Raw genomic sequence first — 26,822 nt, 5'->3', positions numbered from 1 at the left:
CGGCCTTTATTATTTGTGGGAGCCGAAAACGGCTCCCTGTGATAATGATACGGTTAATGCACCGTACCTTCGGTTTTACGCTTCTGCGCACTCAGGAAGTGATAAGTGAGCTGGTTATTCTCTTTATCCAGCGCCACTGACACTGACCCACCATCTACCAGCGAACCAAACAGCAGCTCGTTAGCCAGCGGTTTTTTCAGGCTCTCCTGCACGGTGCGCGCCATCGGACGAGCGCCCATCGCTTTATCGTAACCCTTCACTGCCAGCCATTCACGGGCTTCATCACTGACTTCCAGCGACACGCCTTTCGCGTCCAGCTGCGCCTGCAGTTCAACAATAAACTTGTCGACCACCTGATGGATGACTTCTGCCGACAGGTGTTTGAACCAAATAATATTGTCGAGACGGTTGCGGAATTCCGGGGTAAAGATCTTTTTGATCTCTTCCATCGCATCGGTACTGTTATCCTGCTGGATCAGGCCGATGGACTTACGCTCGGTCTCACGCACGCCGGCGTTAGTGGTCATCACCAAAATCACATTGCGGAAATCCGCTTTGCGACCGTTATTATCAGTCAGCATACCGTTGTCCATTACCTGCAACAGCAGGTTAAAGACATCCGGGTGCGCTTTCTCAATTTCGTCCAGCAGCAGAACCGCATGCGGATGTTTGATCACCGCATCGGTCAGCAGGCCGCCCTGATCGAAACCGACATAGCCCGGAGGCGCACCAATTAAACGGCTGACGGTGTGACGTTCCATATATTCGGACATATCAAAACGCAGCAGTTCAATCCCCAGCGCTTTCGCCAGCTGCACGGTCACTTCGGTTTTACCAACGCCAGTTGGGCCAGCAAACAGGAATGAACCGACCGGTTTACGATCCTGACCCAGGCCAGCACGACTCATTTTAATCGCTTCGGTTAACGCCTCAATGGCATTATCCTGACCGAACACCAGCATCTTCAGGCGGTCGCCAAGCGTTTTCAGCGTATCACGATCGGTTGCCGAGACACTCTTCTCTGGAATACGCGCAATGCGCGCCACTACTAACTCGATATCGGCGACATTAACGGTTTTCTTACGCTTGCTCACCGGCATCAACCGGCTGCGCGCCCCGGCTTCATCGATCACATCGATCGCTTTGTCCGGCAAATGACGGTCATTGATATATTTCACCGCCAGCTCAACCGCTGCACGCACCGCTTTAGCGGTATAGCGTACATCATGGTGCGCTTCGTACTTCGGCTTCAGACCATTGAGGATCTGCACGGTTTCATCGATCGACGGCTCAGTGATATCGATCTTCTGGAAACGACGCGCCAGCGCACGATCTTTTTCGAAGATATTGCTGAATTCCTGATAAGTCGTCGAACCCATCACGCGGATTTTGCCGCTCGACAGCAGCGGTTTAATCAGGTTGGCCGCATCGACCTGCCCGCCTGACGCCGCGCCCGCACCAATAATGGTGTGGATCTCATCGATAAACAGAATACTGCTGGTATCCTGCTCAAGCTGTTTCAGCAACGCTTTAAAACGTTTTTCAAAGTCACCACGGTATTTGGTGCCGGCTAACAGCGAACCGATATCCAGCGAATAGATGGTGCAGTCCTTGATCACTTCAGGCACGTCGCCCTGCACAATGCGCCAGGCCAGTCCTTCAGCAATGGCGGTTTTACCCACGCCCGACTCACCCACCAGCAGCGGGTTATTTTTGCGGCGACGGCACAGTACCTGAATAGCGCGTTCCAGCTCTTTATCGCGCCCGATCAGCGGATCGATACCGCCAACGCGAGCAAGCTGATTAAGGTTGGTGGTGAAGTTTTCCATACGTTCCTCCCCGCCTGCTTGCTCTTCGTTAACCGGATTTTCTGCCCCTGGCGCCTGGCCAGGTTCATCTTTGCGCGTACCGTGGGAGATAAAGTTGACCACATCCAGTCGGCTGACTTCGTGCTTACGCAGCAGGTAAGCCGCCTGTGATTCCTGTTCGCTGAAAATCGCCACCAGCACGTTCGCGCCCGAAACCTCACTGCGTCCGGATGACTGAACATGGAATACCGCCCGCTGCAACACGCGCTGGAAGCTGAGCGTCGGCTGAGTGTCGCGCTCCTCTTCGCTGGCTGGCAGCACCGGTGTGGTTTGTTCGATGAAGGCTTCGAGCTCCAGACGCAGAGCAACAATATCCACCGTGCAGGCTTCCAGTGCCTCTCTGGCCGACGGGTTGCTGAGCAGTGCCAGCAACAGATGCTCGACGGTCATAAACTCATGACGGTGCTCGCGCGCTCTGGCGAAAGCCATGTTTAAACTGAGTTCCAGTTCTTGATTGAGCATTAGGCACCTCCCCCAATTATCGCCTGACAGACCACTCCCGAATGGAGCAGAAAACCGATCAGGCTTTTTCCAGCGTACATAGCAACGGATGCTCGTTATCTTTGGCGTACTGGTTCACGTGTGCGGCCTTGGTTTCAGCTACTTCGGCGGTGAAAACACCACAAATAGCTTTACCATGATAGTGAACCGTAAGCATCAGTTGCGTTGCACGTTCAACATCATAAGAAAAGAACTTTTGCAGTACGTCAATAACAAATTCCATCGGTGTATAGTCATCATTGTGCAGTATCACTTTATACATCGAGGGCGGCTTAAGCTCCTCACGCAGTTTATCTTCTGCAAGATGTTCAAAGTTAAGCCAGTCGTTAGTGTTTCCCATAGTAATCCGTGATTATTGTTCGTGACGTGCTGGCATCAGATTATCATGCCGTGCATTAAGTTTAACACGCCTGACGATTTGTCCAGCGCGGTTGAAATTTTATCTGATACTGCCGTTGCGCGACCTTCATCACAAAATTCGCAATAGCGTTAACTGCCTCAAATTTTGAGGATTTGGTCGCCGTCTCACAGGGCCATAAGCTTGACGCTAAGTCCGTTTTCTCTACATTGTACAGGCATAAGCTGATTGAGTTTTAAGCAGCTTGGGCTGAAAGCCAGATCACCTCACTACTTATAAATGTCTTGCGAGGGATGTAGAAGCATGGAGACGGGTACTGTTAAATGGTTCAATAACGCCAAAGGCTTCGGCTTTATCTGTCCTGTCGGTGGCGGCGAGGATATTTTCGCGCACTACTCGACGATTCAGATGGATGGTTACAGAACGCTGAAAGCCGGGCAACAAGTCCAGTTTGATTTACACGAAGGGCCTAAAGGCAATCATGCCAGCCTTATTGTTCCAGTAGAAGTGGCGGCCACCGTCAGTGCCTGACCATTTTCTCAGGTATTTTGTACAACCCTACCGAAAAATGCCAGCCACAGATGCTGGCATTTTTTTTTCTCAGACTCATCACGCTTACCAGTAAAATTGGGTCGCTTTTGGCCTTTTCAACCCTGCAACTAATCCGCCTGCCCGCGTGCCAGCCACAGTACGCGCGCAAACATCTGCCGCAGGATTGGCGGAATTGACTCAGTTCCGCGCCCGGCGGCGTCCATCGCCACCGCAATCGCCAGTTCCGGCTTCGACGAGCGCTGAATCGCCTTAGCGATAATGCGCCGCAGGTTCATCGGCACATTGGCTGGCAAATGTGCTATCCGGTGATAAACCTCGTTAAACCCCTGCTTATACAGAAAATGCTCCATATCCAGCGCCGGTAGCGTGGTCAGACGATCGCGCTCGCGCAGCTGATGATCGCTGCACATACTGCGTGCAGTGGCAGCATACTTTTTCCCGGCATCGTCGCCGTCAGTCAGCACGTGCCATTCAATACCCATTCGCTGGGCAAATTTCAGCAGCGGGCGCAGCCCGGATTGGGCAAACTCTATCACTTTCACCCCTTCCGCTTCGAAGTGATGGCCGCACTGGCGCGCCAGTTCATTCATCACCCAGACTTCGGTTTCTCCCTCCACCAGCAGCCAGCAGCGTGCGAACAGCGCCGAGGGGCGGCTGAAACGAATATGAAAAGCGATGCGTCGACTGTCTTCAGCGCTCATACCGCCTGGGCCCAGCCGCCAGGCAGCAACGCGTGACGGCTCGCGCACCAGCCGGCAAACCTGCTCCATTGGCACCTGCGACAGCAGTTCTGAAGAGTTAGTGGTGGTGATTTTTTGCAGTGGCAGCAGTTCCAGTAATCCCCAGGCCACCGACAGCATAATCGGATGCAGGCGGGTTTCCGGATCCTCCACCAGCAGCAACGGGCGGGCATCGGCATCCAGCTGCCACGCACCGCGCGCCTGCGCCAGTAAGGTAAATATCCGCAGCATAATCAACCGTCGGCTGCGGCTGTCAGCATCGGCAATCAGCTGATTAATATTATTCAGATGACGCCATCCCTGATGAGATTCGCGCGCGCTGTGCGGCACCCTGCCCGGCTGCTCGCTGTTCTCCGGCGACTGAACGGAAAAGTAATGTTCCAGCAGTTGCTGCATGGTTTTCAGCCCGTCACGCAGCGCGCTGTCGCTAAGATGTTCAGGACGGACATTTAAATCGCGCGTCAGGCTGTCGATCTGACCGGCCAGCGCACTCAAATCAGGCTCAGTGTGCGTGGCGGGTGTCTCGTGGCGCAGCCGACGATTGAAACGCGCATCACGCAGCCGCAGCACCGGATGCAGCGCCATCAGCGTCTTCACTGCGGCCTCATCCGTTGTGGTAATGACCTGCTGATGAGCGTCAAGAAACTGACGGCGGGTGGTGGCCTGCTGATCGTCATCAAGTTCGCCGCTCACCTGATACACCAGCCGCGGTACGCCGTCTGAGCCGCGCTGCCAGAGATCGCGCAGCGAGCGATAGCGCGGCGCATGAGCCGGATAAGAGTGCCGCTGACGAAAGGTGAAAGTCACCTGTACATGGCGTGTGCGCTGGTTAAGATTGCCGGGCGGGAAGTGAAAGTCATTGAGCACAAACTGATAAAGCGTGGCCTGCGGTGACAGCAATAGCGTCAGCGCATCAAGCAGGCTGGATTTACCCCAGGCATTTTCCCCGATCAGCACATTATTATTTTCCAGCGCCAGCGATAATCGGTTCAGGCCGCGGAATCCAACAATTTCGATATTTTCCAGAATCATAGGCTCTCCTCATCCCGCTTTTATTTGAGAATGACCGCCAGCTGGCGACAGGTCAAGTGATGCTGCTGAACATTGCTTTACTCAACGGTGGTTTTTGGATAGCGTGTTGCCACTTTTTTATAAGGACCAGCCGGCGTTATGTATTCGGGACTACTGATTATTCTTGTACCTTTGATTTTGGGATATTTACTGCGGTTAACGCGTCCGGTGTGGTTGCGCCTGATCAACCGACTACTGAGCGGCATGGTGTACGTCATTCTGTTCTTTATGGGTATCAGCCTGGCGTTTCTCGACAACCTGAGCAGTAATCTGCTGTCGATTTTTCATTACGCGGCGGTCAGCGTGGTATGCATTATGGCCTGTAATCTGCTGGCGCTGTGGCTGCTGGAGCGGCGTAAACCTTGGGTACACCAGCACAAGCAGCAGGCGCTGCCGTCGCGTCTGCATATGGCGCTAGAGTCACTGAAGCTGTGCGGCGTGGTGGTTTTCGGTTTTGTTCTGGGATTAAGCGAGTGGCCACCGTTGCACTATGCCGCGGCGGCCAGCGAGTACGCGCTGATCCTGCTGCTGTTTCTGGTCGGCATCCAGCTGCGCGGCAGCGGTATGAGCTTACGTCAGATCATACTTAATCGTCGCGGCATGATCGTGGCGCTGGTGGTGGCGGTCAGCGCGCTGGTCGGAGGCATGATTGCCGCACTGCTGCTCGATCTGCCGCTGAAAACCGGGCTGGCAATGGCTTCCGGCTACGGCTGGTATTCTCTGTCAGGAATTTTGATGACGGAAGCGTTTGGGCCCGTCATCGGCAGCGCGGCCTTCTTTAATGATCTGCTGCGCGAGCTGTTGGCAATTATGCTGATCCCGACGCTGGTTCGCCGCCATCGCAGTACCGCGCTGGGTCTGTGCGGTGCCACCTCAATGGATTTCACCCTGCCGGTGCTGCAACGCAGCGGCGGAACAGAGATTGTACCCGCAGCGATTGTGCATGGTTTTGCACTGAGTTTGCTGGCTCCGGTGTTAATCGCGCTGTTTTCCTCGTAATACGCTATCTGCCACGGGGCCTGCTAACCCCGTGGCGACAACATCAATTCACACTTTCCCCCTGCTGGTGCAATTCCCGTTTCATTTCCTTCGACTATGCTTTTCTGGTGAATAAAGGTCACTGGCAGGTTAGCCGTTGACCATAATGAGGAGAAAAGGATGAAACAAAGCGTTGCCGCTCTGCTGGCAAAAACTTTAGAAAGCGCCGGCGTAAAACGCATTTGGGGCGTGACCGGGGATTCACTGAACGGACTTAGCGACAGCCTGAACCGTATGGGCACCATTGAGTGGATGCCGACGCGCCATGAGGAAGTCGCCGCCTTTGCCGCCGGTGCCGAAGCGCAAATCAGCGGTGAGCTGGCGGTTTGCGCCGGTTCCTGCGGGCCGGGCAACCTGCATCTGATAAACGGCCTGTTCGACTGCCACCGTAACCAGGTACCGGTACTGGCTATTGCCGCCCACATTCCTTCCAGCGAAATCGGCAGCGGTTATTTTCAGGAAACCCATCCGCAGGAATTGTTCCGTGAATGCAGCCATTACTGTGAACTGGTATCAAATCCTGAGCAGCTGCCGCAGGTACTGGGGATCGCGATGCGTAAAGCTATCCTCAATCGCGGTGTCTCTGTGGTGGTGTTGCCCGGCGACGTGGCGCTACAGGCAGCCCCTGAAGGGGCGACGGCTGACTGGTATCCACCGCAGCATCCGGTGATTCAACCACCAGCCGGTGAAATGGCCAAGCTGGTGGAGGCGCTGAATCAGGCGAAAAATATTACCTTAATGTGTGGCAGCGGCTGTGCCGGTGCGCATCAGGAAGTGGTGCAACTGGCCGCCACGTTGAAAGCGCCGGTGGTTCACGCGCTGCGCGGCAAAGAACATATCGAGTATGACAATCCCTACAGCGTTGGCATGACCGGGCTGATCGGCTTCTCCTCCGGTTATCACGCGATGATGAATGCGGATACCCTGGTGCTGCTCGGTACGCAGTTCCCTTACCGCGCGTTTTATCCGGCTGACGCCAAAATTATTCAGATTGATATCAATCCAGGCAGCATTGGCGCGCACAGTCATGTCGACATGGCGCTGCTGGGTGATATCAAATCCACCCTGACGGCGCTGCTGCCGCAGCTGGAAGAAAAGACCGACCGTCACTTCCTCGATAAGGCGCTGGAACACTACGCGGATGCGCGGAAAAGCCTCGACGATTTGGCTACAGCCAATGATAAGCAGGCGATTCATCCGCAATACCTTGCCCGACAAATCAGCCATTACGCCAGTGAAGACGCGATTTTTACCTGCGATGTCGGTACGCCGACCGTCTGGGCGGCGCGATATCTGGAAATGAACGGCAAACGCCGCCTGCTCGGTTCATTCAGCCACGGCTCAATGGCGAATGCCATGCCGCAGGCGCTGGGTGCGCAATCACTGAATAAACAGCGTCAGGTGGTGGCGATGAGCGGTGATGGTGGCTTTAGCATGCTGATGGGCGACTTCCTGTCAGTGGCGCAGCTGAAATTGCCGATCAAAATCGTGGTATTTAACAACAGCGTACTGGGTTTTGTGGCGATGGAGATGAAAGCCGGTGGCTATCTCACCGACGGCACCGAGCTGGAAAATCCGAATTTTGCTGCGATTGCTAATGCCTGTGGCGTGAAAGGCATCCGGGTGGAAAAAGCCTCGGAGGTGGACGCGGCGCTGGAGCAGGCGTTTGCCCATGACGGCCCGGTACTGGTGGATGTCGTCACCGCCACCGATGAACTGGCGATGCCGCCGCAGATTAAAATGGAGCAGGCGAAAGGCTTCAGTCTGTATATGCTGCGCGCAATCATCAGCGGTCGGGGTGATGAAGTGGTTGAACTGGCGAAAACCAACTGGCTGCGGTAAAACATTGGTGGGAACTTGTTACGGGCGCTGCGGCGCCCGTTTTTAATCAGGAGAGCAACAGTGATTGATTTACGCAGTGATACGGTCACCCGCCCGGGTGCCGCAATGCTGGCAGCAATGATGTCTGCAGAAACCGGCGACGATGTTTACGGCGACGATCCGACCGTCAATGCGCTGGAGGCTGAAGCGGCACGACTCAGCGGGAAAGCGGCGGCGCTGTTGCTCCCAACCGGCACCCAGGCCAACCTCGTGGCGTTACTCAGCCACTGTGAGCGCGGCGATGAGTATATCGTCGGCCAACTGGCACACAACTATAAGTATGAAGCGGGAGGTGCTGCAGTACTGGGCAGTATTCAGCCACAACCGATTCTTGCTGCCGCCGATGGTAGCTTGCCGCTTGATGTAGTGGCATCGGTCATCAAGCCGGATGATGCCCACTTTGCCCGCAGTAAATTATTAAGCCTGGAAAATACCCATAACGGCAAAGTGTTGCCGATGGCCTATTTACAGGAAGCGTTTGCCTTTACCCGTCAGCATCAGCTGGCGCTACATATTGATGGCGCGCGTATTTTCAACGCGGTGGTGGAGCTGGATACCACGCTGGAAGCAATTGCAGGCTATTGCGACAGCCTGACAATCTGCCTGTCGAAAGGTCTTGGCGCGCCGGTAGGATCGCTACTGTGCGGCAGTGAAGATTATATCAAACGTGCCCGCCGCTGGCGCAAAATGACCGGTGGCGGTATGCGCCAGGCGGGAATTCTGGCAGCGGCCGGGCTGTATGCCTTTGAGCATAATATCGCGCGCTTGAAAGAGGATCATGACAATGCCCGCTGGCTGGCCGAACAGCTCAAAGCCATCGGTGTTGATGTCAGGCGTCAGGATACCAATATGGTCTTCGTGCGCCTCGCTGATGAGCAGATTGAACCTTTAAAACAGTATATGCACCAGCGCGGTATTATTATCAGCACCGGCGCGGTAACTCGTCTGGTAACGCATCTGGATGTCGATCGTCACGCGCTGGAACTGCTGGTCAGCCACTGGCAGGCGTTTCTTTCACGCTAACCGGCGGCGAAATCGCCGCCTCTAAAAATTAACCCTGGGGAGATTGTTCTGGCTGATATTTCTCGATTAACGCTCTGGCGATCGCCGCCGTTTCGGCATCCGGCAATCCGCGAAAGTCTGTTGGTCGGAAATGCATCTGGAAAGCAGCAATCACTTTTTGCTGCTGCGACGGCGTCATTCCTTGCGTCACTTCGTAACCATAGCGTGCCAGCAGCGCCATCAGTTCCTCAACCGGCACCGCCTGCTGCGGATCGTTGCCCGCCAGCCAGACGCGCACCCGCTCTGCATCAGGCCACGCCCCTAATCCCTGCTGCGCCAGTAATGCCCAGGGAAATAACGGCCCGGGATCTTGCTTACGCTGCGGCGCGATATCACTGTGGCCGACAATATTTTCTGGCTTAATCTGATAGCGCTGCACAATATCGCGGACCAGAGGTTGCAGCACGGCGATCTGCTCCGGGGTAAATGGCGTCCAGACGACTCCGGTGGCGGTGCGGACATAACCCGGATTAACCAGCTCAATGCCAACTGAGGTATCGTTCAGACGCGTCGCGCCACGCCAGAAGCTGGGCCCGGCATGCCAGGCCAGCTGCGCTTCCGGCACCAGCTGCCAAATTAGCGGATCGCCTTTTTTCTGCGGTGGGCGATCGGGAATCAGATAATGCACGCTGACCTGCCGATCGGTCAGCGTCGCCAGCGAGGTGGGGAAATCCTCGGCGGTGTAGTGAATCACCACCACTTTAATCCGTGGACGCGCACCGTATGCACTGTGGCGCGTGTCCACCCGATAGCCGTCACGCTGTTCAATGCCGGGAGTCGAACAGGCACTGAGCAATATCGCCAGTAACAGCATCCAGTAACGCATTAGCGGATTTTTACTGCGGTTCCACTGACGCTGACCATCAGCATACTGCTGTCTTTACCCACGGTTTCGTAATCGATATCGATACCGACAATCGCATTCGCGCCCAGCGCTTTCGCCTGCTCTTCCATCTCTTCAAAGGCCAGCAGGCGCGCTTTACGCAGCTCTTTTTCGTAAGCGCCAGAACGGCCACCGACAACATCGCGGATGCCGGCAAAGAAGTCACGGAAGATATTCGCGCCAAGAATCGCTTCGCCGGTTACCACGCCGCAATATTCGGTAATGGTCTGCCCTTCCAGCGTCGGGGTAGTTGAAAGTTTCATGCTGCTCTCCTGATCGACCTGATAGCCCGCGAGGTTAAAAACCATGGCTATACTTTATGATAAAAATCATGACTTGCCAGCTAACAATAAGGAAATAGAAATGAAAAACAAAGCGTTTGCCGCGCTGATCCCGGCCGCACTATTGCTGAGTGCCTGTACCACGGTCGAACCAGCTTACAAAGATATTGGCAGTCGCAGCGGGCCATGCGTGGATGGCGGACCGGATGTCGTGGCGCAAAAATTCTATGATCTGCGTATTCAGCAACCGACTCAGGGGCTACCGGACAGCCAGCTGCTGGCAAAATATCGGCCCTATCTCAGTGATTCACTGTACCAGAAGCTGCTGAAAGCCAATGCGGACCGTGATAAACCGACGCAGTTAACCCATGGCGATCTGTTCTCCAGCCATGTGTCCGGCCCGACCTCAGCCAGCGTAGCCGATGCTTCAACCATTCCGAATACTGATGCGCGTAATATTCCGCTGCGGGTTAAACTGAGCCGTAACGGCGAACAAGCCGTGGAGTGGCAGGATGAAGTGCTGATGGTGCGTGAGGGCACCTGCTGGGCAGTGGATGATGTACGTTATGTCGCCAACTGGCCGCGTCCAGGCGGCGGTAGCCTGAGCCAGACGTTAGAAAAATAATGCATTGTTAAGCGCGCCGCGACATTGCGGTGCGCTTATCCGGTGTGACATAACAAAAATATCACTGTATTACCGCTCCCCGCTTGCTATGCGAGATCTTGTGCTACGCTTTAAATACCTGACTTATCATAAATAAATTTTAACGCACGATGATTGCATAACTATTCTGTCGACGTTAAGATTTGCGACATCAATTGCTATTCACTATTTGCGCATGAGTATTCAACTAAACGGTATAAACTGCTACTACGGTGCTCACCAGGCACTGTTCGATATTCAACTGGAATGTCCTGAAGGTGAAACTCTGGTTCTGCTCGGCCCCAGCGGCGCGGGTAAGAGCTCGCTGCTGCGCGTGCTGAATTTGCTGGAGATGCCACGTTCCGGCACCCTGAGCATTGCAGGGAACAATTTCGACTTCAGCAAAACGCCATCCGACAGCGCAATTCGTGAACTGCGTCAAAACGTCGGTATGGTATTCCAGCAATATAATCTCTGGCCTCATTTAACCGTGATGCAAAACCTGATCGAAGCGCCCTGCCGCGTTCTGGGGCTGAGCAAAGATCAGGCGCGTGCGCGTGCCGATAAACTGCTGGAGCGTCTGCGTCTGACCAAGTTTGTCGACCGCTTTCCGCTGCATCTCTCCGGGGGTCAGCAGCAGCGCGTCGCCATTGCGCGCGCATTGATGATGGAACCTGCGGTGTTGCTGTTTGACGAGCCGACCGCCGCGCTGGATCCGGAAATTACCGCACAGATCGTCAGCATTATTCGCGAGCTGTCGCAAACCAGGATTACTCAGGTTATCGTCACCCACGAAGTAGAAGTTGCCCGTAAGACTGCCAGCCGGGTGGTCTATATGGAGAATGGCTTTATCGTTGAGCAGGGTGACGCCAGCCGCTTTACCCAGCCGCAAACCGAAGCGTTTGCTAACTATCTCTCGCACTGAAGCAGGACATAACGATGAAAAAAATGGTACTTGCCGCACTGTTAGCCGGAATGAGCCTCAGCGCCACCGCCGCTCAAACCATTCGCTTCGCCACCGAAGCCTCTTACCCTCCGTTTGAATTCGTTGATTCGAATAATCAAATTCAGGGCTTCGACGTTGATCTGGCTAATGCGCTGTGTAAAGAGATCGACGCTAAATGTACTTTCACCAATCAGGCTTTCGACAGCCTGATCCCAAGCCTGAAATTCCGTCGTTTTGACGCGGTCATGGCTGGCATGGACATTACCCCTGAGCGTGAAAAGCAGGTGCTGTTCACTAATGCTTATTACGATAACTCAGCAACCTTTATCGCGCAGAAAGGCAAAGTAACCGACCTTGCCGCGCTGAAAGGCAAGCGTGTTGGCGTGCAAAACGGCACTACCCATCAGAAATACCTCAGTGATAAGCAAACTGATGTCACTGCCGTGCCGTATGACAGCTACCAAAACGCCATCCTCGATCTGAAAAATGGCCGTATTAACGCAGTATTTGGTGATACTGCGGTAGTGAATGAGTGGCTGAAGCAGAATGCTAATCTGACGCCGGTGGGTGAGAAAGTCACCGACAAAGCCTACTTTGGTACTGGCCTCGGTATCGCACTGCGCCAGGACAACACTGAGCTGCAGGGCAAATTCAACGCCGCACTGGATAAAGTGAAGGCTGATGGCACCTATAAAACCATCTACGAAAAATGGTTCCAACAGTAATTAATTGATGAACGAATTTACACCTCTTGTCAGCGCCGCCGGGATGACCGTCGGCCTGGCCATTTGTGCGCTAATCGTCGGGCTGATTCTGGCAATGATCTTTGCCGTCTGGGAATCGGCCCGCTGGCGTCCTGTGGCCTGGCTCGGCACCGGTCTGGTGACGCTGTTTCGCGGACTGCCGGAAATTCTGGTGGTGCTGTTTATCTACTTCGGCGCCTCGCAGCTGCTGCTGATGCTGTCCGATGGTTTCGTGATTAATTTTGGTCTGTTCCAGCTGCCAGTGCAGATGGAGATTCAAAACTTCGACGTCAGTCCGTTTCTGTGCGGGGTGATTGCGCTGTCGATTCTCTACTCTTCATATGCCTCGCAGACGCTGCGTGGCGCGCTGAAAGCGGTACCGGTCGGCCAGTGGGAGTCAGGTCAGGCGTTAGGGATGGGCAAAACAGCGATCTTTTTCCGCCTGATTATGCCGCAGATGTGGCGACATGCGCTGCCGGGGCTGGGCAATCAGTGGCTGGTGTTGCTGAAGGATACCGCGCTGGTGTCGCTGATTAGCGTCAATGACATCATGCTGCAAACCAAAAGCATTGCCACCCGCACGCAGGAGCCGTTTACCTGGTATATGATTGCCGCCGCTATCTATCTGCTGATCACGCTGTTCAGCCAGTGGGTGCTGAAACGTATTGAGCTGCGCACCACGCGCTTTGAACAGGGAAATAGCTGATGCTTGAGTATTTACCTGAATTGCTCAAAGGGCTGCACACCAGCCTGACGTTAACCGTGGCCTCACTGATTCTGGCGCTGGTGCTGGCCCTGATGTTCACCGTGGTGCTGGCGCTAAAAGTGCCGTTGCTGAGTCAGCTGGTCAAGGGCTATATCACGCTATTTACCGGTACGCCGCTGCTGGTGCAGATCTTTTTGATCTACTACGGTCCGGGTCAGTTTCCGTCGATCCAGCATATTCCGTGGTTATGGCACGTGCTGTCGCAGCCCTGGCTGTGTGCGCTGCTGGCGCTGTCGCTAAACAGTGCCGCCTACACCACGCTGCTGTTTCATGGTGCGGTACGCGCCATTCCGGCCGGTCAGTGGCAATCCTGTGCCGCACTGGGGATGAATCGCAAAGATACGCTGCGTATTCTGTTGCCTTATGCGTTTAAACGCGCCCTCTCCTCTTATTCCAATGAGGTGGTGCTGGTGTTTAAAAGCACGTCGCTGGCCTATACCATCACGCTGATGGAAGTGATGGGTCACGCACAGCTGCTGTATGGCCGCACTTATGACATTTCGGTATTCGCTGCCGCAGGTCTGATCTATCTGGTGGTCAATGGATTACTGACGTTACTGATGCGGTTAATCGAACGGCGCGCACTGGCTTTTGAGCATAGAAATTAACAAAAAGGCGAGTTCATCTCGCCTTTTTAATTATTTATACACAAATATTGCATAGTCATTCATTTAATGGCATCTTGTTTCTCGCCTCACGGCAACATAATGATAAAGAGAAACAGGAGCACCACCGATGAAGAAACTGTTACTGACCGCATTGCTTGCCAGCGTCGCTTTCAGCGCCAGCGCGGCTGAGAAAATTCGTTTTGCCTCTTCTGCCACCTATCCGCCGTTTGAATCTCTGGATAGTAACAATCAAATCGTCGGTTTTGATATCGACCTCGCCAAAGCACTGTGCCAGCAGATGCAGGCAGACTGCACCTTTACCAACAACCCGTTTGACAGCCTAATCCCGGCGCTGAAATTCCGTCGTTACGATGCGGTCATCTCTGGTATGGATATCACCCCTGAGCGCAGCAAACAGGTTTCCTTTACTCAGCCCTACTACGCCAACTCTGCGGTGGTGATTGCCCAGAAAGGCAAGTTCAGCAGCCTGAACGAACTGAAAGGCAAACGTATCGGTATGGAAAACGGCACCACGCATCAGAAATACTTGCAGGAAAAGCATCCGGAAGTCACCACGGTGGCTTACGACAGCTATCAGAATGCGATTCTTGACCTGAAAAATGGTCGTCTGGATGGCGTGTTTGGTGATACTGCAGTCGTGAACGAATGGCTTAAAAGTAATCCGAATCTGGCTACCGTTGGTGAACACGTGACCGATGCACAATATTTTGGCACCGGCTTGGGTATCGCGGTTCGCCCGGATAATCAGGCGTTGCTGACGAAACTGAATGATGCGCTGGCAGCAATCAAAGCTGACGGCACTTACCAGAAGATCAGCGATCACTGGTTCCCACAGTAACTGAACGGGTGGGTCAGACAAGCGAAACGCTTACTCGGGTGAGGTTCTGCACATATCACTGGGAAGCAGTAAGCGGCGAAGTTGTCTGGCCTGCCAATTAACGTCCGCGCTTAAACCCGCTTTAATAACGTCAGCACTTCAGAGTGGGCGGTATGCGGGAACATATCAAACAGCTGCACCCGTTCAATCTGATAGTTTGCCAGCCGGGCAATATCCGTCGACATCGTCTGGGCGTTGCAGCTGGAATAAAGGATATGCTGCGGTGCCATCCGGCTTAAATAATCACACAGCTCAGCACCAATGCCGCGGCGTGGCGGATTGACCAGCACCAGCTCCGGTACTTCGCCATTGGCGGTGGCAAACTGCGTTGAATCCAGCGCGGCAAACTGCACTTTATCCAGCCCCATCTTCTGCGCCGAGCGCTTTGCACAGGCGATCGCTTCGGCATTGATTTCAATACCGGTCAGCGTCATCTCCGGCGTGGCACAGTGCAGACCGAACCCACCAACGCCACAGAACAGATCCCACATCTGGCTGACCGCCAGTTCACTGACCCACTGGCGTGCGGTGGCATACAGCGCGGCAGCGACCTGCGGATTGGTCTGGAAGAAACTTTGCGGCCGAATATACAGCGGCACATGATTAAACTGTTCCGCCAGCGCCTGATTTTCGCTTAGCGGGATCTCTTCATCACCTTCAAGGATCGCCATATGCACCGGCTGAATATTGGCGGATATCACGCTCAGCTGCGGCAACTGCTGTTGTAGCCACGGCAGCGCGGCCTTTAACTGCGCCAGCTTACTGTGTGAGCGCAGCACAAAACGCAGCATCAGTGCCCCTTGCTGGCTACTTTCAGTTAACAGCAGGTACTTCAGCTCACCGCGTTTACGCGCCACGTTATACGGCGTCAGGCCAGCCCGGGCGATAAACGGCTTAAGTTGGGCAAACACCTCGCTGAAGCTGTGCGGATACAGCGGACAGGCGGTAAGATCAACCGGCGTACCGTCACGATGCAGCATGCCAAGCAGCGGACGCTCCACGCTGCCGCTGACCACCATTTTGGCTTTATTACGGAAACCCTGTTGCGCTGAGGTCACTGGCTGACACCATTCGGCGACGGCCTGCTCAGACAGCAGTTGTTCCAGCTGGGATTGTTTGGTGGACAACTGCTGCGGATAAGGTATTTCGAGCCACTGGCAGGAACGGCAACGATCCGCCTGGTAAAGCGCGCAATGCATGTTAAAGCCTGTATTAGATGATTAACGCAAAAATGCGGGCGTGGATTGTAGCACCAGAGCCTAATGCTTGTGAAAAAACTTGCGGCTGCTGGCCGGAACAAACAACAGTATCAGCACCACGACATCAGGGAACTTTTGCAGGATCAGAGTATGGACAATTTCGGCATTGGTTTCACCGCTGATGCTGAAAATCTCCGGATAGACCCAGCCCAGCGACGCCACCAGCATATACAGCACCACAATGATCTGCGTCAGGACATAGCCCCAGCGCCCCCAGTTGGTGCCGCGCAGCAGTGCAATAGCACAGCGTAACTCAATAAAGAAGATTAACTGACTGGCGATAAATATCAGCGTCGAATCCCAGGCCTGTGCGCTGCGATGAATAAAGTTGGCCAGCTCCTCGTAGCCCAGTTCATTGGCGAGCAGCAGCACGCTCAGGCAGCGTGTGGCAATAATCGCGCTGCCGGCAATTAATACCGGAACCGGAATCGCAGAGTGCGTTTCAATGCTGCCTTTTCCCGCTCTGAACACATCCGACATCTGGTTTCTCCTGCAGACCCCGCCACACGCAATAATGATCACAGCAGCGACTCAGTGAGCCGCTGCTGAAAAATTCGTTCCCTTACTGATCATTATATTGGCAAACTATTTCACTTTCATCCACGTGCAGCTTTCTGAATATCACGAATACGCTGTTTTTCTTTATGCGCCATAATGCGCCAGGCGATAAAACCGGCAATTCCCACCACCAGCAGGATCAATGAAGCCAGCGCATTAATTTCCGGATTCATACCACGGCGAACAGAATTCATAATCTCCATCGGTAAAGTATTGGCTCCGGCACCGGTAACAAAACGTGCAATCACCAGGTCATCGAGCGACAGAGTAAAAGCCAGCAGCCAGCCGGTAATAATCGCCGGAGCAATCATCGGCAGCGTAATAACAAAAAACACCTTCAGCGGCGTGGCACCCAGATCCATTGCCGCCTCTTCGATCGAACGATCCAGTTCACGCAGCCGCGCGCTGATCACCACCGCGACATAAGCGGTACAAAAAGTAACATGCGCCATCCAGATGGTGATCATGCCTCGTTCAGGCCAGCCAAAAGCGTGTCCCATCGCGACAAACAGCAGTAACAGTGCCAGACCGGTTATCACATCCGGCATGACCAGCGGCGCGGTCAGCATAAATGCCAGGTTGGTGGAGCCACGAAAGCGGCCAAAACGCACCAGCGCCACCGCCGCCAGCGTGCCCAGCACCACTGCCGTGCTGGCCGCCAGCACCGCGATACTCAGACTGAGGCCGATGGCGTTCAGCATCTTGCTGTCGTGGAACAGCTGTACATACCAGCGCAGCGAAAAACTGTCCCATACCGTGACCAGCGGCGAACTGTTGACTGAATAGATCACCAGCAACAGCATCGGTGCATACAGCAGGGTAAAACCGGTAAGCAGAATCGCCGTCCGCCACGGCGAACGCACAGCAGGCAGTGAATTCATACTTTGGCTCCCGATTGTTTATTCTGATGCTTATGAAACCAGATAATCGGCAACGTCAGAATCAGCAGAATGGTCACCGCCAGAGCGGAAGCCATTGGCCAGTCACGGTTTGAGAACACTTCCGACAAAATGGTGCGGCCAATCATCGCCGTATCTTTACCGCCGAGTAATTCCGGAATCACGTACTCCCCCACCGCCGGAATAAATACCAGCATTGAGCCGGCAATCACGCCGCCTTTGGTCAGTGGCACAATCACCTGGAAGAAAGTTTTAAGCGGTCCGGCACCAAGGTCGAGTGAAGCTTCCACCAGCGAATAGTCAATACGCGTCAGGGCGGCATAAATTGGCAGCACCATAAAGGGCAAATAGCAGTAAACGATGCCGATATACACCGCCACATTGGTGTAGAGAATCTCCAGCGGCTGATTGATAACCCCGAGCCACAGCAGAAAATTATTTAATACGCCGTTATTGTTCAGCAGCCCCATCAGCGCATACACCCTGACCAGAAAAGAGGTCCACGACGGCAGCAGCACCAGTAACAGCAGAATATTACGCACCGACGGCTTACTTTGCGCCACTGCCCACGCCAGCGGATAACCGATCAGTAAACAGATCGCGGTGGATATCGCCGCCAGCTTCAGCGATTGCAGGTAAGAACCGATATAAAAATCATCGCTGAACAGCCGTAAATAGTTGCTGAAATTTAAAACCAGACTGAATTGATCGTCAGCCCAGCTGATTAACTCGGTGTAAGGCGGGCTGGCGCGCAGTGATTCGGCAAAGCTCATTTTCAGCACAAATAAAAATGGCAGGAAAAACAGCATAAACAGCCAGATCCACGGCAGCGCAATTACCAACTTGCGGCCATGTTTTAACAGCAGACGCGCTGCCAGCGATGCGCCTGGTTTCGCCGTCGCGGGCGGAGATTTAGCAAGCGGTTGGTTAAATTGACTCATGTTTCCCTCACTCAGACCGTCAACACAACGCAGCTGTCGGTATCCCAGCAAAGATGCACTTCATCACCCCAGGTCGGCGCTCCCTGACGGAAGCGATGGGCATTCTGTAACTGCGCAGAGATCATCTGGCCACCGCGCAGACGCACATGATAAATCGACAGATCGCCGAGATAAGCGATATGTTCCACTACCCCGACAGCAAAGTTACAGCCGTCTGTCGGAGGCTGGTCACACAGCATCACTTTCTCCGGTCGCAAGGCGATCCACACCGGCATGTTATCCATTACCGAACTGTCAGAGTCGACCTTTAACGGATTAATCAGCCCCGGACTGTCGATGACTAATCCATCCGGCTGACGTTCACGCAGTATGCCTTCAAACACATTTACCGAGCCGATAAACTCCGCGCTGTAGCGGCTGGTTGGATGCTCATAGATCTCTTCCGGCTCGCCAATTTGCTCGAACTTGCCGCGATTCATAATCGCGATGCGTCCGGCCATGGTCATTGCCTCTTCCTGATCGTGGGTGACCATTACGCAGGTCGCGCCGACGCGCTCAAGGATATCCACCACCTCCAGCTGCATCCGATCGCGCAGCTTCTTATCCAGCGCGCCCATCGGTTCATCCAGCAGCAACAACTTTGGACGCTTTGCCAGGCTGCGCGCCAGTGCCACACGCTGACGCTGCCCGCCGGAAAGCTGATGCGGCTTACGTCTGGCAAACTCCTGTAAATGCACCAGCGCCAGCATCTCCTCGACGCGGCTGGCGATTTCAGCTTTCGTCAGTCGATCCTGTTTTAAGCCAAAGGCGATATTCTGCTCTACCGTCATGTGTGGAAACAGCGCATATGACTGGAACATCATATTGATCGGGCGCTGATACGGTGGCACCTGCGAAAGATCCTGCCCATCGAGCACAATTTGCCCGTGGCTGGGCGCTTCAAAGCCCGCCAGCATGCGCAACAGCGTTGACTTTCCACAACCGGACGGGCCAAGCAGGGCAAAAATTTCGCCTTGATAAATGGTCAGGCTGACATCATCAACGGCATTCTGCCCGTCAAAAGATTTCGTCAGGTTGCGAATTTCCAGCAGCGGGGTTAATGCCTTCGCTGGTTTATTTTGCGGACGAGGGATCACATCGTTCACTAACATTTCTCTCCGGTGCAAAGCTGATGTTCACGGCTGGCCGTTTAATGAGATGAAATAACTGATAAAAGTTGGGGTTGGCAACCTGCCTGCCATCACAACGGGAGCCGAAAACGGCTCCCCCTACTGAACTGGCATCAGCTGTATGGCCGCGGGTGGTTATCCGTTACTGACCACTTTTTACTTTAGTCCATGCGCGGGTGCGCACGCGGTCAATTTTCTGATCCTGCACTTTCAGAATAAACAGTTTAGCCATGGTGGCTTCGGTGGGATAAATACCCGGATTATTACGAATGTCGGCCTCGACCAGTGGCAGGGAAGCTTTATTACCGCTGGCATAGAACATTTTATTGGAAATATCTGCAATCACTTTCGGCTCCATCAGATAATTAATAAACTGATAGGCTTCATCTACATTCTTCGCATCTTTCGGAATGGCCAGCATATCGAAGAACGCCAGCGCGCCCTCTTTTGGAATGCTGTAGGCAATATCTACACCATTTTTCGCTTCTTTCGCCCGCTGTTTCGCTTGCAGAATATCCCCTGCCCAGCCGACCGCGACGCAGATATTTCCGTTAGCCAGATCGTTAATATATTGCGAAGAGTGGAAGTAACGAATGTTCGGACGCAGTTTTAACAGCAGATCGGTCGCCGCTCCGGAATACTCTTTCGCATCGCTGCTGTTTGGATCTTTGCCGAGATAGTTCAGTACGGTGGCGAAGATCTCTTCCGGTGCATCGAGGAACGAAACGCCGCAGCTTTTCAGTTTTTCCAGGTTTTCAGGTTTCAGCACCAGATCCCAGCTGTCGACCGGCGCATCTTTGCCCAGCGCCGCCTTCACTTTTTCGACGTTGTAGCCAATGCCAGTGGTCGCCCACAGATAGGGAATCGCATATTTATTACCGGGATCGTGCTGTTCTAATTTCTTCATCAGTTCAGGATCGAGGTTTTTATAGTTCGGCAGCTTACTCTTATCCAACGGCTGGAACACACCGGCTTCCAGCTGACGCGCGAGGAAACTGGAAGAAGGCACCACCACGTCATAGCCGGAGCTGCCGACCATTAATAAGCCTTCCAGCACTTCATTGGAGTCAAAGACGTCATACACCACTTTGATACCGCTCTGTTTTTCAAAGTTCGGTACGGTATCTGCGGAAATATAATCAGACCAGTTATAGACATTCAGTGTCTTTTGTTCTGCCATCGTGCCAGTGGAGACCGCCATCAGCACGCCAGCGACCACAGCTGATAACCATTTTTTGCGTTGGTTGAACATCTTTTCCTTCCTCCTGAACCGGGATCATCACAACTCTGCAGAACAAGCGAATCGCGGTGGCGCTTTTCTGAAAGTAAAAAGTGTTAAAAATCAGGCTTACAATGAATGAATATTCATCGGGCAGTTAATAGAAAAAACCTATGCTGGTACAAGCAACATGCAGCCACGCAAGCATAGCCCCCGATTCCGGCACAGACCATACCCCAGGGTAAAAAACGCCTTTTATCGATTTTCTATGCACGTTTCATCTCTGTGATATGCCAGATGCGGCATAAGCCACGCGTAATATCTGGCAATAAAGGGCAAAGTGCAGAATAAAAACTGGTAGGACAAAAATGAAAAATGCCGCAAAAAGCGGCATTTGAACAGCAGATAAGAGTTTAGTGCAGCATTGACTGGCGGGTAATGGTCGCGGTGCGATCGTCATCCTCACCAACTATTAATAAGTTGTTGGCAAACGCTTCAAGGATCACCATCGAAATTTGCTCTTCGCTCTGCTTCATAAAGTGCGAAAACTGACTGTAAGTCAGACCGGCCGTAATCGTCATTGACTGACAGACAATCAGCTTCGGCAAATTATCATCCTGAATATCCAGGAAGGCTTTTACCGTCAACGAGCTGGCATTAATCTGCGATAAATCGCCTACCAGTGGAATCAACGCGGTTGGCTTTACTTCCGCCAGTGCCGAAAACAGAATAACGTCATCGACCAGATCGAGTTTCGCATCGAAAACGCCGTCAAAGTTTTGCATATGCGGCAGATGAAGCGCCTGGCAGGCATCGCATTCAAACCAGGTGATACTTTGCTGATCCAGCCAACGTCGTAACACGTCAATATCTGGAACGACGAGTGAATCCATAACCTACTGCCTCATGCCGCAATTAAAGAGCGCACAGCTTACGGAAAAAGTGCTGTGAACACCACGATCCTGGAAGAAATATGGCACTCAGCCGCCGGTTTTCAGACTGAAACCAGGCTGAGCCTGCTGTTCAATCCATTCAATCATCAGGCTGGCGATGTTATTGCCGGTGATTTTTTCTACCCCTTCGAGGCCGGGTGAAGCATTGACTTCCATCACCAGCGGCCCACGAGCAGCGCGCAGAATATCTACGCCCGCCACATCCAGCCCCAGCGTGCTGACCGCTTTAACGGCAATTTCACGCTCGCGATCGGTGATCTCAACCGGTCGCGCCGTGCCACCACGATGCAGATTGGAACGGAAGTCGCCCTCCTTCGCCTGGCGTTCAATTGCAGCGACCACTCGATCGCCAATCACCAGACAACGAATATCGCGCCCCTGTGCTTCTTTTATATACTCCTGCACCAGAATATGGGCGTTAAGCCCGCGAAAAGCATCGATCACACTTTCCGCTGCCTGACGAGTTTCCGCCAGCACCACACCGATACCCTGCGTGCCTTCAACCAGTTTGACCACCAGCGGTGCGCCACCGACCATCTCGATCAGATCATGAGTATCATCGGGAGAATGGGCAATGCCGGTCACTGGCAGATCGATGCCCTGCCGCGCCAGCAGTTGCAGCGAGCGCAGCTTGTCGCGCGCACGGGTAATCGCTACCGATTCATTTAGCGGGTAACTGCCGCACATTTCAAACTGGCGCAATACCGCCATGCCGTAAAAGGTGGTCGCCGGGCCAATACGCGGGATAACTGCATCAAAATGGCCCAACGGGCGGCCACGGTAATGCACCCCCGCCGAGGCCGGATTAATATTCATATAGCATGAAAGCGGATCGATAATCTCGACGCTGTGCCCACGCGCCTGCGCCGCTTCAAGCAGGCGTTTGCAGGAGTAGAGAGAACCATCGCGGGATAAAATAGCAATTTTCACCGGCAAGCCTCATAAGCCAGATTTAGCGCGTTGCCCATCCCTGCTTGTGCAGGTAATCGAGGATAAACGGGCGGCTCTCTTTAATAATGGTGCGCTGAATATGCGCGCTCCAGGTATCACTGCGTTGATGGCTGTCGCGCTGCTGATAATAGTCCAGCAGTTGCTGGTCATACGCTTCCAGTTGCGCAGCATCAATCGGTTGGTAGCTGTTTTCATGCACCAGCATTTTTGCCGGCATTCGCGGTTTAACGTCCGGCTGCTGATCCGGCCAGCCGAGACACATACCAAACAGCGGTAACACATACTTTGGCAGTTTAAGCAGCTGACCAACGCTGTCGATATTGTTACGAATGCCACCAATATACACACCGCCCATCCCTAATGACTCTGCCGCTACCATGGCGTTTTGCGCCATCAGTGCGGTATCAACGCAGCCGAGCAGCAGTTGCTCTGCCAGCCCCAGCTGCGCATCCGGGCAAATTTGCAGGTGGCGATTGAAGTCGCCGCAAAACACCCAAAATTCTGCGGCCTGCGCCACATACTTCTGCCCGCCGCTTAGCTCAACCAGCCGATCGCGTAGGGCTTTGTCGGTAACCCGAATAATTGAGGAACACTGTAAAAAACTTGAGGTCGAGGCCGACTGCGCGGCGGCAATAATCGCCTCGCGCTGCGCGTCAGTCATCGGCTGTTCGCTGAAAGCACGAATCGAGCGATGCGAACGTAATAGATCAATGGTCGGCGTCATGAGAATCTCCGGGTCTGGTGGTTTTTTTGTCACGCTTTGGCGTGCCGAGTAGCTGCGGTGCCAACGCCTGCGCGGTTCGCCACATCAGCGTAGCGGCCGCAGGCAACATTAGCGCAATGCCGGCAAAGATCATGATGGTCGCCGCCGCTTTGCCGCTAAGTCCGTCAGGCAGCGACAGCCACTGATTAATTGACATCATCGCCAGCCCCAGCAGCAGAATGCCCAGTACTTCCATTACCAGTACGGTTTTGGGTAACTTTCCAAATGCACGCATTTCCTCTCCTTTGTCTGTCATTCGCTGCGGCTGATGGCACCGCCGCTCTATTAAAGCTTAATTGCTATAACTCTGCATAGCCTGTGCAAATCAGATTAACAGGCAATTCCTTCTTCCTTTCAGCTAACGATGCGGGCATCATAGGCCCATACATCGATAAAATGTGATGACAATCACAGAAAAGAATCTAACCTTTGAGGAGTTACCTTATGTTTGCAGTGATCTTTGGACGTCCAGGCTGCCCTTACTGTGTTCGCGCAAAAGAGCTGGCAGAAAAACTGACTGAAGAGCGTGATGATTTTAACTTCCGTTATATCGACATTCATGCCGAAGGGATCACCAAAGCCGATCTGGAGAAAACGGTGGGTAAGCCGGTCGAAACCGTGCCACAGATTTTCCTCGACCAGAAACACGTTGGTGGCTACACCGAATTCGAAGCTTACGCGAAAGAGCACTTTGGTCTTTTCCAGCAATAACGCGTAACGCATAAAAAAACCGGGTCTCAGCACCCGGTTTTTTTTCGTTGATTAAATACGTCGACGCGAGCCGCCTATCGCTCGCCACAGCATCACCACCAGCGTACCAGAGCCACACCAGAACAGTGCGCTGGCATACCAGGCAAACTCCTGCCAGAACCCCGCGTGCACGACAAAACGCGAATGCAATAGCAACAGGCAAATTGGCGTTGCGAGAATTGCGCCGCACAGCGCCACGCTAAGCGGTGCCTCTTTCGAGTACAGTCCCGCCAGCACACCGGGAAAGATAAACAGCAACAAACCAGGCTGCACGTGCGTTTCACCGGGGCTTTCAATCGCCATGCTATAGCGGGCGATAATAAACACCGCGCAATACAGCATGATACACATCATCACGCCCGATAAACGGACGCCTTGCAGCAACATAGCCTGTCCTCGGTTGAGTCGCCTTGATCTCCATCCCGGAAATTAATTCATTCAGGAGAGATTCAGCAGAAAATAAAAAAGTGTGCTGTTTTTTACTGGCTGAAAAATAAATAAATGCTTAAAATAAGCGCGCTTTTATTTATCCTTTCAGGTCCCTTAACGCCAGACGCTTAAGCATCCTGCGCCCGTTCCGGGTAGATAAACGTTAACGCATAAATTCTCTCCTATCAACAAGTTACTGGTAAACAAGAAGTTAAGCCGTGAACATAAACGTCGCAGAATTGTTAAGCGGGAATTACATCCTGTTATTATTTGTCGTACTGGCTTTGGGTCTTTGCTTAGGTAAATTACGCTTAGGTTCTGTACAACTGGGTAATTCCATTGGTGTTTTAGTGGTATCGCTGTTGTTAGGACAACAACACTTCGCGATCAATACCGAAGCGCTAAACCTTGGCTTTATGTTATTTATTTTTTGTGTCGGCGTAGAAGCCGGACCAAACTTTTTCTCAATCTTCTTTCGCGACGGCAAAAACTATCTGATGCTGGCGCTGGTGATGGTAATCAGTGCAATGGCGATGGCGCTGGGCCTGGGTAAACTGCTGGGCTGGGATATCGGCTTAACCGCCGGGATGCTGGCAGGCTCAATGACCTCCACGCCGGTGCTGGTGGGTGCCGGTGATACGCTGCGCCAGACTGTCAGCGATGGCAAATCGCTCAGCATCATGCAGGATAATCTCAGCCTCGGTTACGCCCTGACCTATTTGGTCGGGCTGGTCAGCCTGATATTTGGCGCACGCTATTTGCCAAAATTACAGCACCAGGATCTGCCGACCAGCGCGCAGCAGATCGCCCGTGAACGTGGCCTGGATACCGACAGCCAGCGTAAAGTCTATTTACCGGTGATCCGCGCCTATCGCGTCGGGCCAGAACTGGTGGCCTGGGCTGACGGCAAAAACCTGCGTGAATTGGGGATTTATCGCCAAACCGGTTGCTATATTGAACGCATTCGTCGTAACGGCATTCTGGCGAATCCGGACGGCGATGCGGTGTTACAGCAAGGGGATGAAATTTCTCTGGTTGGCTATCCTGACGCGCATTCGCGCCTCGACACCAGTTTCCGCAACGGCAAAGAGGTATTCGACCGCGATCTGCTGGATATGCGCATCGTGACCGAAGAGATTGTGGTTAAAAATCACAATGCGGTGAACAAGCGCCTCAGCCAGCTGAAGCTGACCGACCACGGCTGCTTTCTCAACCGGGTGATTCGCAGCCAGATTGAGATGCCGATTGACGATAGCATCATGCTGAATAAAGGCGATGTGCTGCAAGTCAGCGGCGAAGCGCGCCGGGTTAAAACCGTTGCTGACCGCATCGGCTTTATCTCGATTCACAGCCAGTTGACCGATCTGCTGGCCTTCTGCGCCTTCTTTATCATCGGCCTGATGATTGGCATGATCACTTTCCAGTTCAGCAGCTTTAGCTTTGGTATTGGGAATGCGGCAGGACTGCTGTTTGCCGGTATCATGCTCGGCTTTTTGCGCGCCAACCACCCGACTTTCGGCTATATCCCGCAGGGTGCGCTGACCATGGTGAAAGAGTTTGGCCTGATGGTGTTTATGGCTGGTGTCGGGCTGAGTGCTGGCAGCGGCATGGCGCACGGCTTCGGCATCACCGGCTTGCAGATGCTGTTCTCCGGGCTGGCGGTCAGTTTAGTACCGGTAGTGATCTGCTTCCTGTTCGGCGCTTACGTTTTACGAATGAACCGCGCACTGCTGTTCGGCGCGATAATGGGTGCGCGTACCTGCGCGCCAGCGATGGAAATCATCAGCGATACCGCACGCAGCAATATTCCGGCTCTGGGCTACGCCGGCACCTATGCTATCGCCAATGTGTTATTGACGCTGGCCGGAACCTTTATTGTGATTATCTGGCCGCTTCTGCCTGGTTAAAAAATAATTATCAATGACAGAGAACTTTCTGTTACCCGCACAGTCTTAATTAGTGCCACTGCTTTTCTTTGAAATCCCCAAATTGTGGAGCCCGTTAGTCAAATGACTAGCGGGTTTTTTTATGGGCAATGGTTGCAGAACCCCAACTGATGCCGGGCGAGAAACTTGCTGCTCCGCGAAGTATT

The 26,822-nt window shown here is 53.5% G+C and carries 28 protein-coding genes; 12 read left to right on the top strand and 16 right to left on the bottom strand.

Features of this window, described 5'->3' with window-relative positions; genetic code table 11:
- Positions 1-53: 53 nt before the first annotated feature.
- A complete protein-coding gene (gene clpA, locus RIN69_RS08170; protein ID WP_313856735.1) occupies positions 54-2,330 on the bottom strand; it encodes an ATP-dependent Clp protease ATP-binding subunit ClpA in 2,277 nt (758 codons plus the stop codon).
- A gap of 58 nt (positions 2,331-2,388) precedes the next feature.
- On the bottom strand, positions 2,389-2,709 hold the full coding sequence (gene clpS / locus RIN69_RS08165) for an ATP-dependent Clp protease adapter ClpS (RefSeq protein ID WP_313856734.1): 321 nt from the start codon (positions 2,707-2,709) through the stop codon (positions 2,389-2,391).
- Positions 2,710-3,030: 321 nt separating this feature from the next.
- On the opposite strand from clpS, the gene cspD reads away from it, so the two are divergent.
- Positions 3,031-3,258 (top strand): cold shock-like protein CspD, encoded by a 228-nt coding sequence (gene cspD, locus RIN69_RS08160; RefSeq protein ID WP_313856732.1) that lies wholly within the window; start codon positions 3,031-3,033, stop codon positions 3,256-3,258.
- Positions 3,259-3,386: 128 nt separating this feature from the next.
- Here cspD and RIN69_RS08155 read toward each other — a convergent pair whose 3' ends face one another.
- Complete coding sequence (locus RIN69_RS08155; RefSeq protein ID WP_313856730.1) at positions 3,387-5,051, bottom strand: ATP-dependent endonuclease; 1,665 nt, start codon at positions 5,049-5,051, stop codon at positions 3,387-3,389.
- Positions 5,052-5,189: 138 nt separating this feature from the next.
- Between RIN69_RS08155 and RIN69_RS08150 the strand changes: the two genes are divergently transcribed.
- The 3 genes from RIN69_RS08150 to ltaE all read left to right on the top strand — a co-directional run bounded on the left by RIN69_RS08150 (position 5,190) and on the right by ltaE (position 9,032).
- Entirely contained in the window at positions 5,190-6,089 is a 900-nt protein-coding gene (locus RIN69_RS08150; protein ID WP_313856729.1) for a lysine exporter LysO family protein, read from the top strand.
- Between the two features lie 159 nt (positions 6,090-6,248).
- Positions 6,249-7,970: a ubiquinone-dependent pyruvate dehydrogenase gene (gene poxB, locus RIN69_RS08145; protein WP_313856728.1), complete on the top strand. Its 1,722-nt coding sequence runs from the start codon at positions 6,249-6,251 to the stop codon at positions 7,968-7,970.
- 60 nt (positions 7,971-8,030) lie between these two features.
- Positions 8,031-9,032, top strand: a complete 1,002-nt coding sequence (ltaE, locus tag RIN69_RS08140; protein WP_313856727.1) for a low-specificity L-threonine aldolase — start codon at positions 8,031-8,033, stop codon at positions 9,030-9,032.
- A 28-nt stretch (positions 9,033-9,060) separates the two neighbouring features.
- On the opposite strand, the gene RIN69_RS08135 is transcribed toward ltaE, so the two are convergent.
- Both RIN69_RS08135 and RIN69_RS08130 read right to left on the bottom strand, forming a co-directional pair.
- Positions 9,061-9,897, bottom strand: a complete 837-nt coding sequence (locus RIN69_RS08135) for an N-acetylmuramoyl-L-alanine amidase (RefSeq protein ID WP_313856725.1) — start codon at positions 9,895-9,897, stop codon at positions 9,061-9,063.
- Positions 9,897-10,217, bottom strand: a complete 321-nt coding sequence (locus RIN69_RS08130; RefSeq protein WP_313856724.1) for a heavy metal-binding domain-containing protein — start codon at positions 10,215-10,217, stop codon at positions 9,897-9,899. The genes RIN69_RS08135 and RIN69_RS08130 overlap by 1 nt, the downstream gene beginning before the upstream one ends.
- Before the next feature lie 100 nt (positions 10,218-10,317).
- On the opposite strand from RIN69_RS08130, the gene RIN69_RS08125 reads away from it, so the two are divergent.
- The 6 genes from RIN69_RS08125 to RIN69_RS08100 all read left to right on the top strand — a co-directional run bounded on the left by RIN69_RS08125 (position 10,318) and on the right by RIN69_RS08100 (position 14,800).
- Positions 10,318-10,860: a lipoprotein gene (locus RIN69_RS08125; protein WP_313856723.1), complete on the top strand. Its 543-nt coding sequence runs from the start codon at positions 10,318-10,320 to the stop codon at positions 10,858-10,860.
- Positions 10,861-11,074: 214 nt separating this feature from the next.
- On the top strand, positions 11,075-11,803 hold the full coding sequence (gene artP / locus RIN69_RS08120; RefSeq protein WP_313856720.1) for an arginine ABC transporter ATP-binding protein ArtP: 729 nt from the start codon (positions 11,075-11,077) through the stop codon (positions 11,801-11,803).
- Between the two features lie 14 nt (positions 11,804-11,817).
- Positions 11,818-12,549, top strand: coding sequence for an arginine ABC transporter substrate-binding protein (artJ, locus tag RIN69_RS08115; RefSeq protein WP_313856719.1), 732 nt, complete (start codon positions 11,818-11,820; stop codon positions 12,547-12,549).
- Between the two features lie 7 nt (positions 12,550-12,556).
- Positions 12,557-13,273, top strand: coding sequence for an arginine ABC transporter permease ArtQ (gene artQ, locus RIN69_RS08110; RefSeq protein WP_313856718.1), 717 nt, complete (start codon positions 12,557-12,559; stop codon positions 13,271-13,273).
- Positions 13,273-13,941, top strand: coding sequence for an arginine ABC transporter permease ArtM (gene artM / locus RIN69_RS08105; protein ID WP_313856716.1), 669 nt, complete (start codon positions 13,273-13,275; stop codon positions 13,939-13,941). The genes artQ and artM overlap by 1 nt, the downstream gene beginning before the upstream one ends.
- Before the next feature lie 127 nt (positions 13,942-14,068).
- Positions 14,069-14,800: an arginine ABC transporter substrate-binding protein gene (locus tag RIN69_RS08100; protein WP_313856715.1), complete on the top strand. Its 732-nt coding sequence runs from the start codon at positions 14,069-14,071 to the stop codon at positions 14,798-14,800.
- A 110-nt stretch (positions 14,801-14,910) separates the two neighbouring features.
- On the opposite strand, the gene rlmC is transcribed toward RIN69_RS08100, so the two are convergent.
- The 10 genes from rlmC to RIN69_RS08050 all read right to left on the bottom strand — a co-directional run bounded on the left by rlmC (position 14,911) and on the right by RIN69_RS08050 (position 23,786).
- A complete protein-coding gene (rlmC, locus tag RIN69_RS08095) occupies positions 14,911-16,038 on the bottom strand; it encodes a 23S rRNA (uracil(747)-C(5))-methyltransferase RlmC (protein ID WP_313856714.1) in 1,128 nt (375 codons plus the stop codon).
- A 60-nt stretch (positions 16,039-16,098) separates the two neighbouring features.
- Positions 16,099-16,578: a YbjO family protein gene (locus RIN69_RS08090; RefSeq protein WP_313856713.1), complete on the bottom strand. Its 480-nt coding sequence runs from the start codon at positions 16,576-16,578 to the stop codon at positions 16,099-16,101.
- Positions 16,579-16,694: 116 nt separating this feature from the next.
- Complete coding sequence (gene potI, locus RIN69_RS08085) at positions 16,695-17,537, bottom strand: putrescine ABC transporter permease PotI (protein WP_313856712.1); 843 nt, start codon at positions 17,535-17,537, stop codon at positions 16,695-16,697.
- On the bottom strand, positions 17,534-18,496 hold the full coding sequence (potH, locus tag RIN69_RS08080) for a putrescine ABC transporter permease PotH (protein ID WP_313856710.1): 963 nt from the start codon (positions 18,494-18,496) through the stop codon (positions 17,534-17,536). The genes potI and potH overlap by 4 nt, the downstream gene beginning before the upstream one ends.
- 11 nt (positions 18,497-18,507) lie before the next feature.
- Positions 18,508-19,641 carry a putrescine ABC transporter ATP-binding subunit PotG gene (gene potG, locus RIN69_RS08075; protein ID WP_313857650.1) on the bottom strand — a complete coding sequence of 378 codons (1,134 nt, stop codon included), beginning with the start codon at positions 19,639-19,641 and terminating at the stop codon, positions 18,508-18,510.
- A gap of 166 nt (positions 19,642-19,807) precedes the next feature.
- On the bottom strand, positions 19,808-20,917 hold the full coding sequence (gene potF, locus RIN69_RS08070) for a spermidine/putrescine ABC transporter substrate-binding protein PotF (RefSeq protein ID WP_313856708.1): 1,110 nt from the start codon (positions 20,915-20,917) through the stop codon (positions 19,808-19,810).
- A gap of 380 nt (positions 20,918-21,297) precedes the next feature.
- On the bottom strand, positions 21,298-21,777 hold the full coding sequence (locus RIN69_RS08065; RefSeq protein ID WP_313856707.1) for a YbjN domain-containing protein: 480 nt from the start codon (positions 21,775-21,777) through the stop codon (positions 21,298-21,300).
- Between the two features lie 87 nt (positions 21,778-21,864).
- Entirely contained in the window at positions 21,865-22,767 is a 903-nt protein-coding gene (gene rimK, locus RIN69_RS08060; RefSeq protein ID WP_313856705.1) for a 30S ribosomal protein S6--L-glutamate ligase, read from the bottom strand.
- Positions 22,768-22,789: 22 nt separating this feature from the next.
- A complete protein-coding gene (nfsA, locus tag RIN69_RS08055) occupies positions 22,790-23,512 on the bottom strand; it encodes an oxygen-insensitive NADPH nitroreductase (protein ID WP_313856704.1) in 723 nt (240 codons plus the stop codon).
- Positions 23,496-23,786, bottom strand: coding sequence for a YbjC family protein (locus RIN69_RS08050; protein ID WP_313856703.1), 291 nt, complete (start codon positions 23,784-23,786; stop codon positions 23,496-23,498). Before RIN69_RS08050 ends, nfsA begins: the two co-directional genes overlap by 17 nt.
- 209 nt (positions 23,787-23,995) lie before the next feature.
- On the opposite strand from RIN69_RS08050, the gene RIN69_RS08045 reads away from it, so the two are divergent.
- On the top strand, positions 23,996-24,262 hold the full coding sequence (locus RIN69_RS08045; RefSeq protein WP_313856702.1) for a GrxA family glutaredoxin: 267 nt from the start codon (positions 23,996-23,998) through the stop codon (positions 24,260-24,262).
- A 51-nt stretch (positions 24,263-24,313) separates the two neighbouring features.
- Here RIN69_RS08045 and ybjM read toward each other — a convergent pair whose 3' ends face one another.
- A complete protein-coding gene (ybjM, locus tag RIN69_RS08040) occupies positions 24,314-24,688 on the bottom strand; it encodes an inner membrane protein YbjM (protein ID WP_313856700.1) in 375 nt (124 codons plus the stop codon).
- Positions 24,689-24,948: 260 nt separating this feature from the next.
- On the opposite strand from ybjM, the gene RIN69_RS08035 reads away from it, so the two are divergent.
- Positions 24,949-26,637, top strand: a complete 1,689-nt coding sequence (locus tag RIN69_RS08035; protein WP_313856699.1) for an aspartate:alanine antiporter — start codon at positions 24,949-24,951, stop codon at positions 26,635-26,637.
- The last annotated feature ends 185 nt before the right edge of the window (positions 26,638-26,822 follow it).

The organism is Winslowiella toletana (genome assembly GCF_032164335.1).
In the GTDB taxonomy this organism is placed as follows: domain Bacteria; phylum Pseudomonadota; class Gammaproteobacteria; order Enterobacterales; family Enterobacteriaceae; genus Erwinia; species Erwinia toletana_A.
This window is presented reverse-complemented; position numbering and strand designations above follow the sequence as displayed.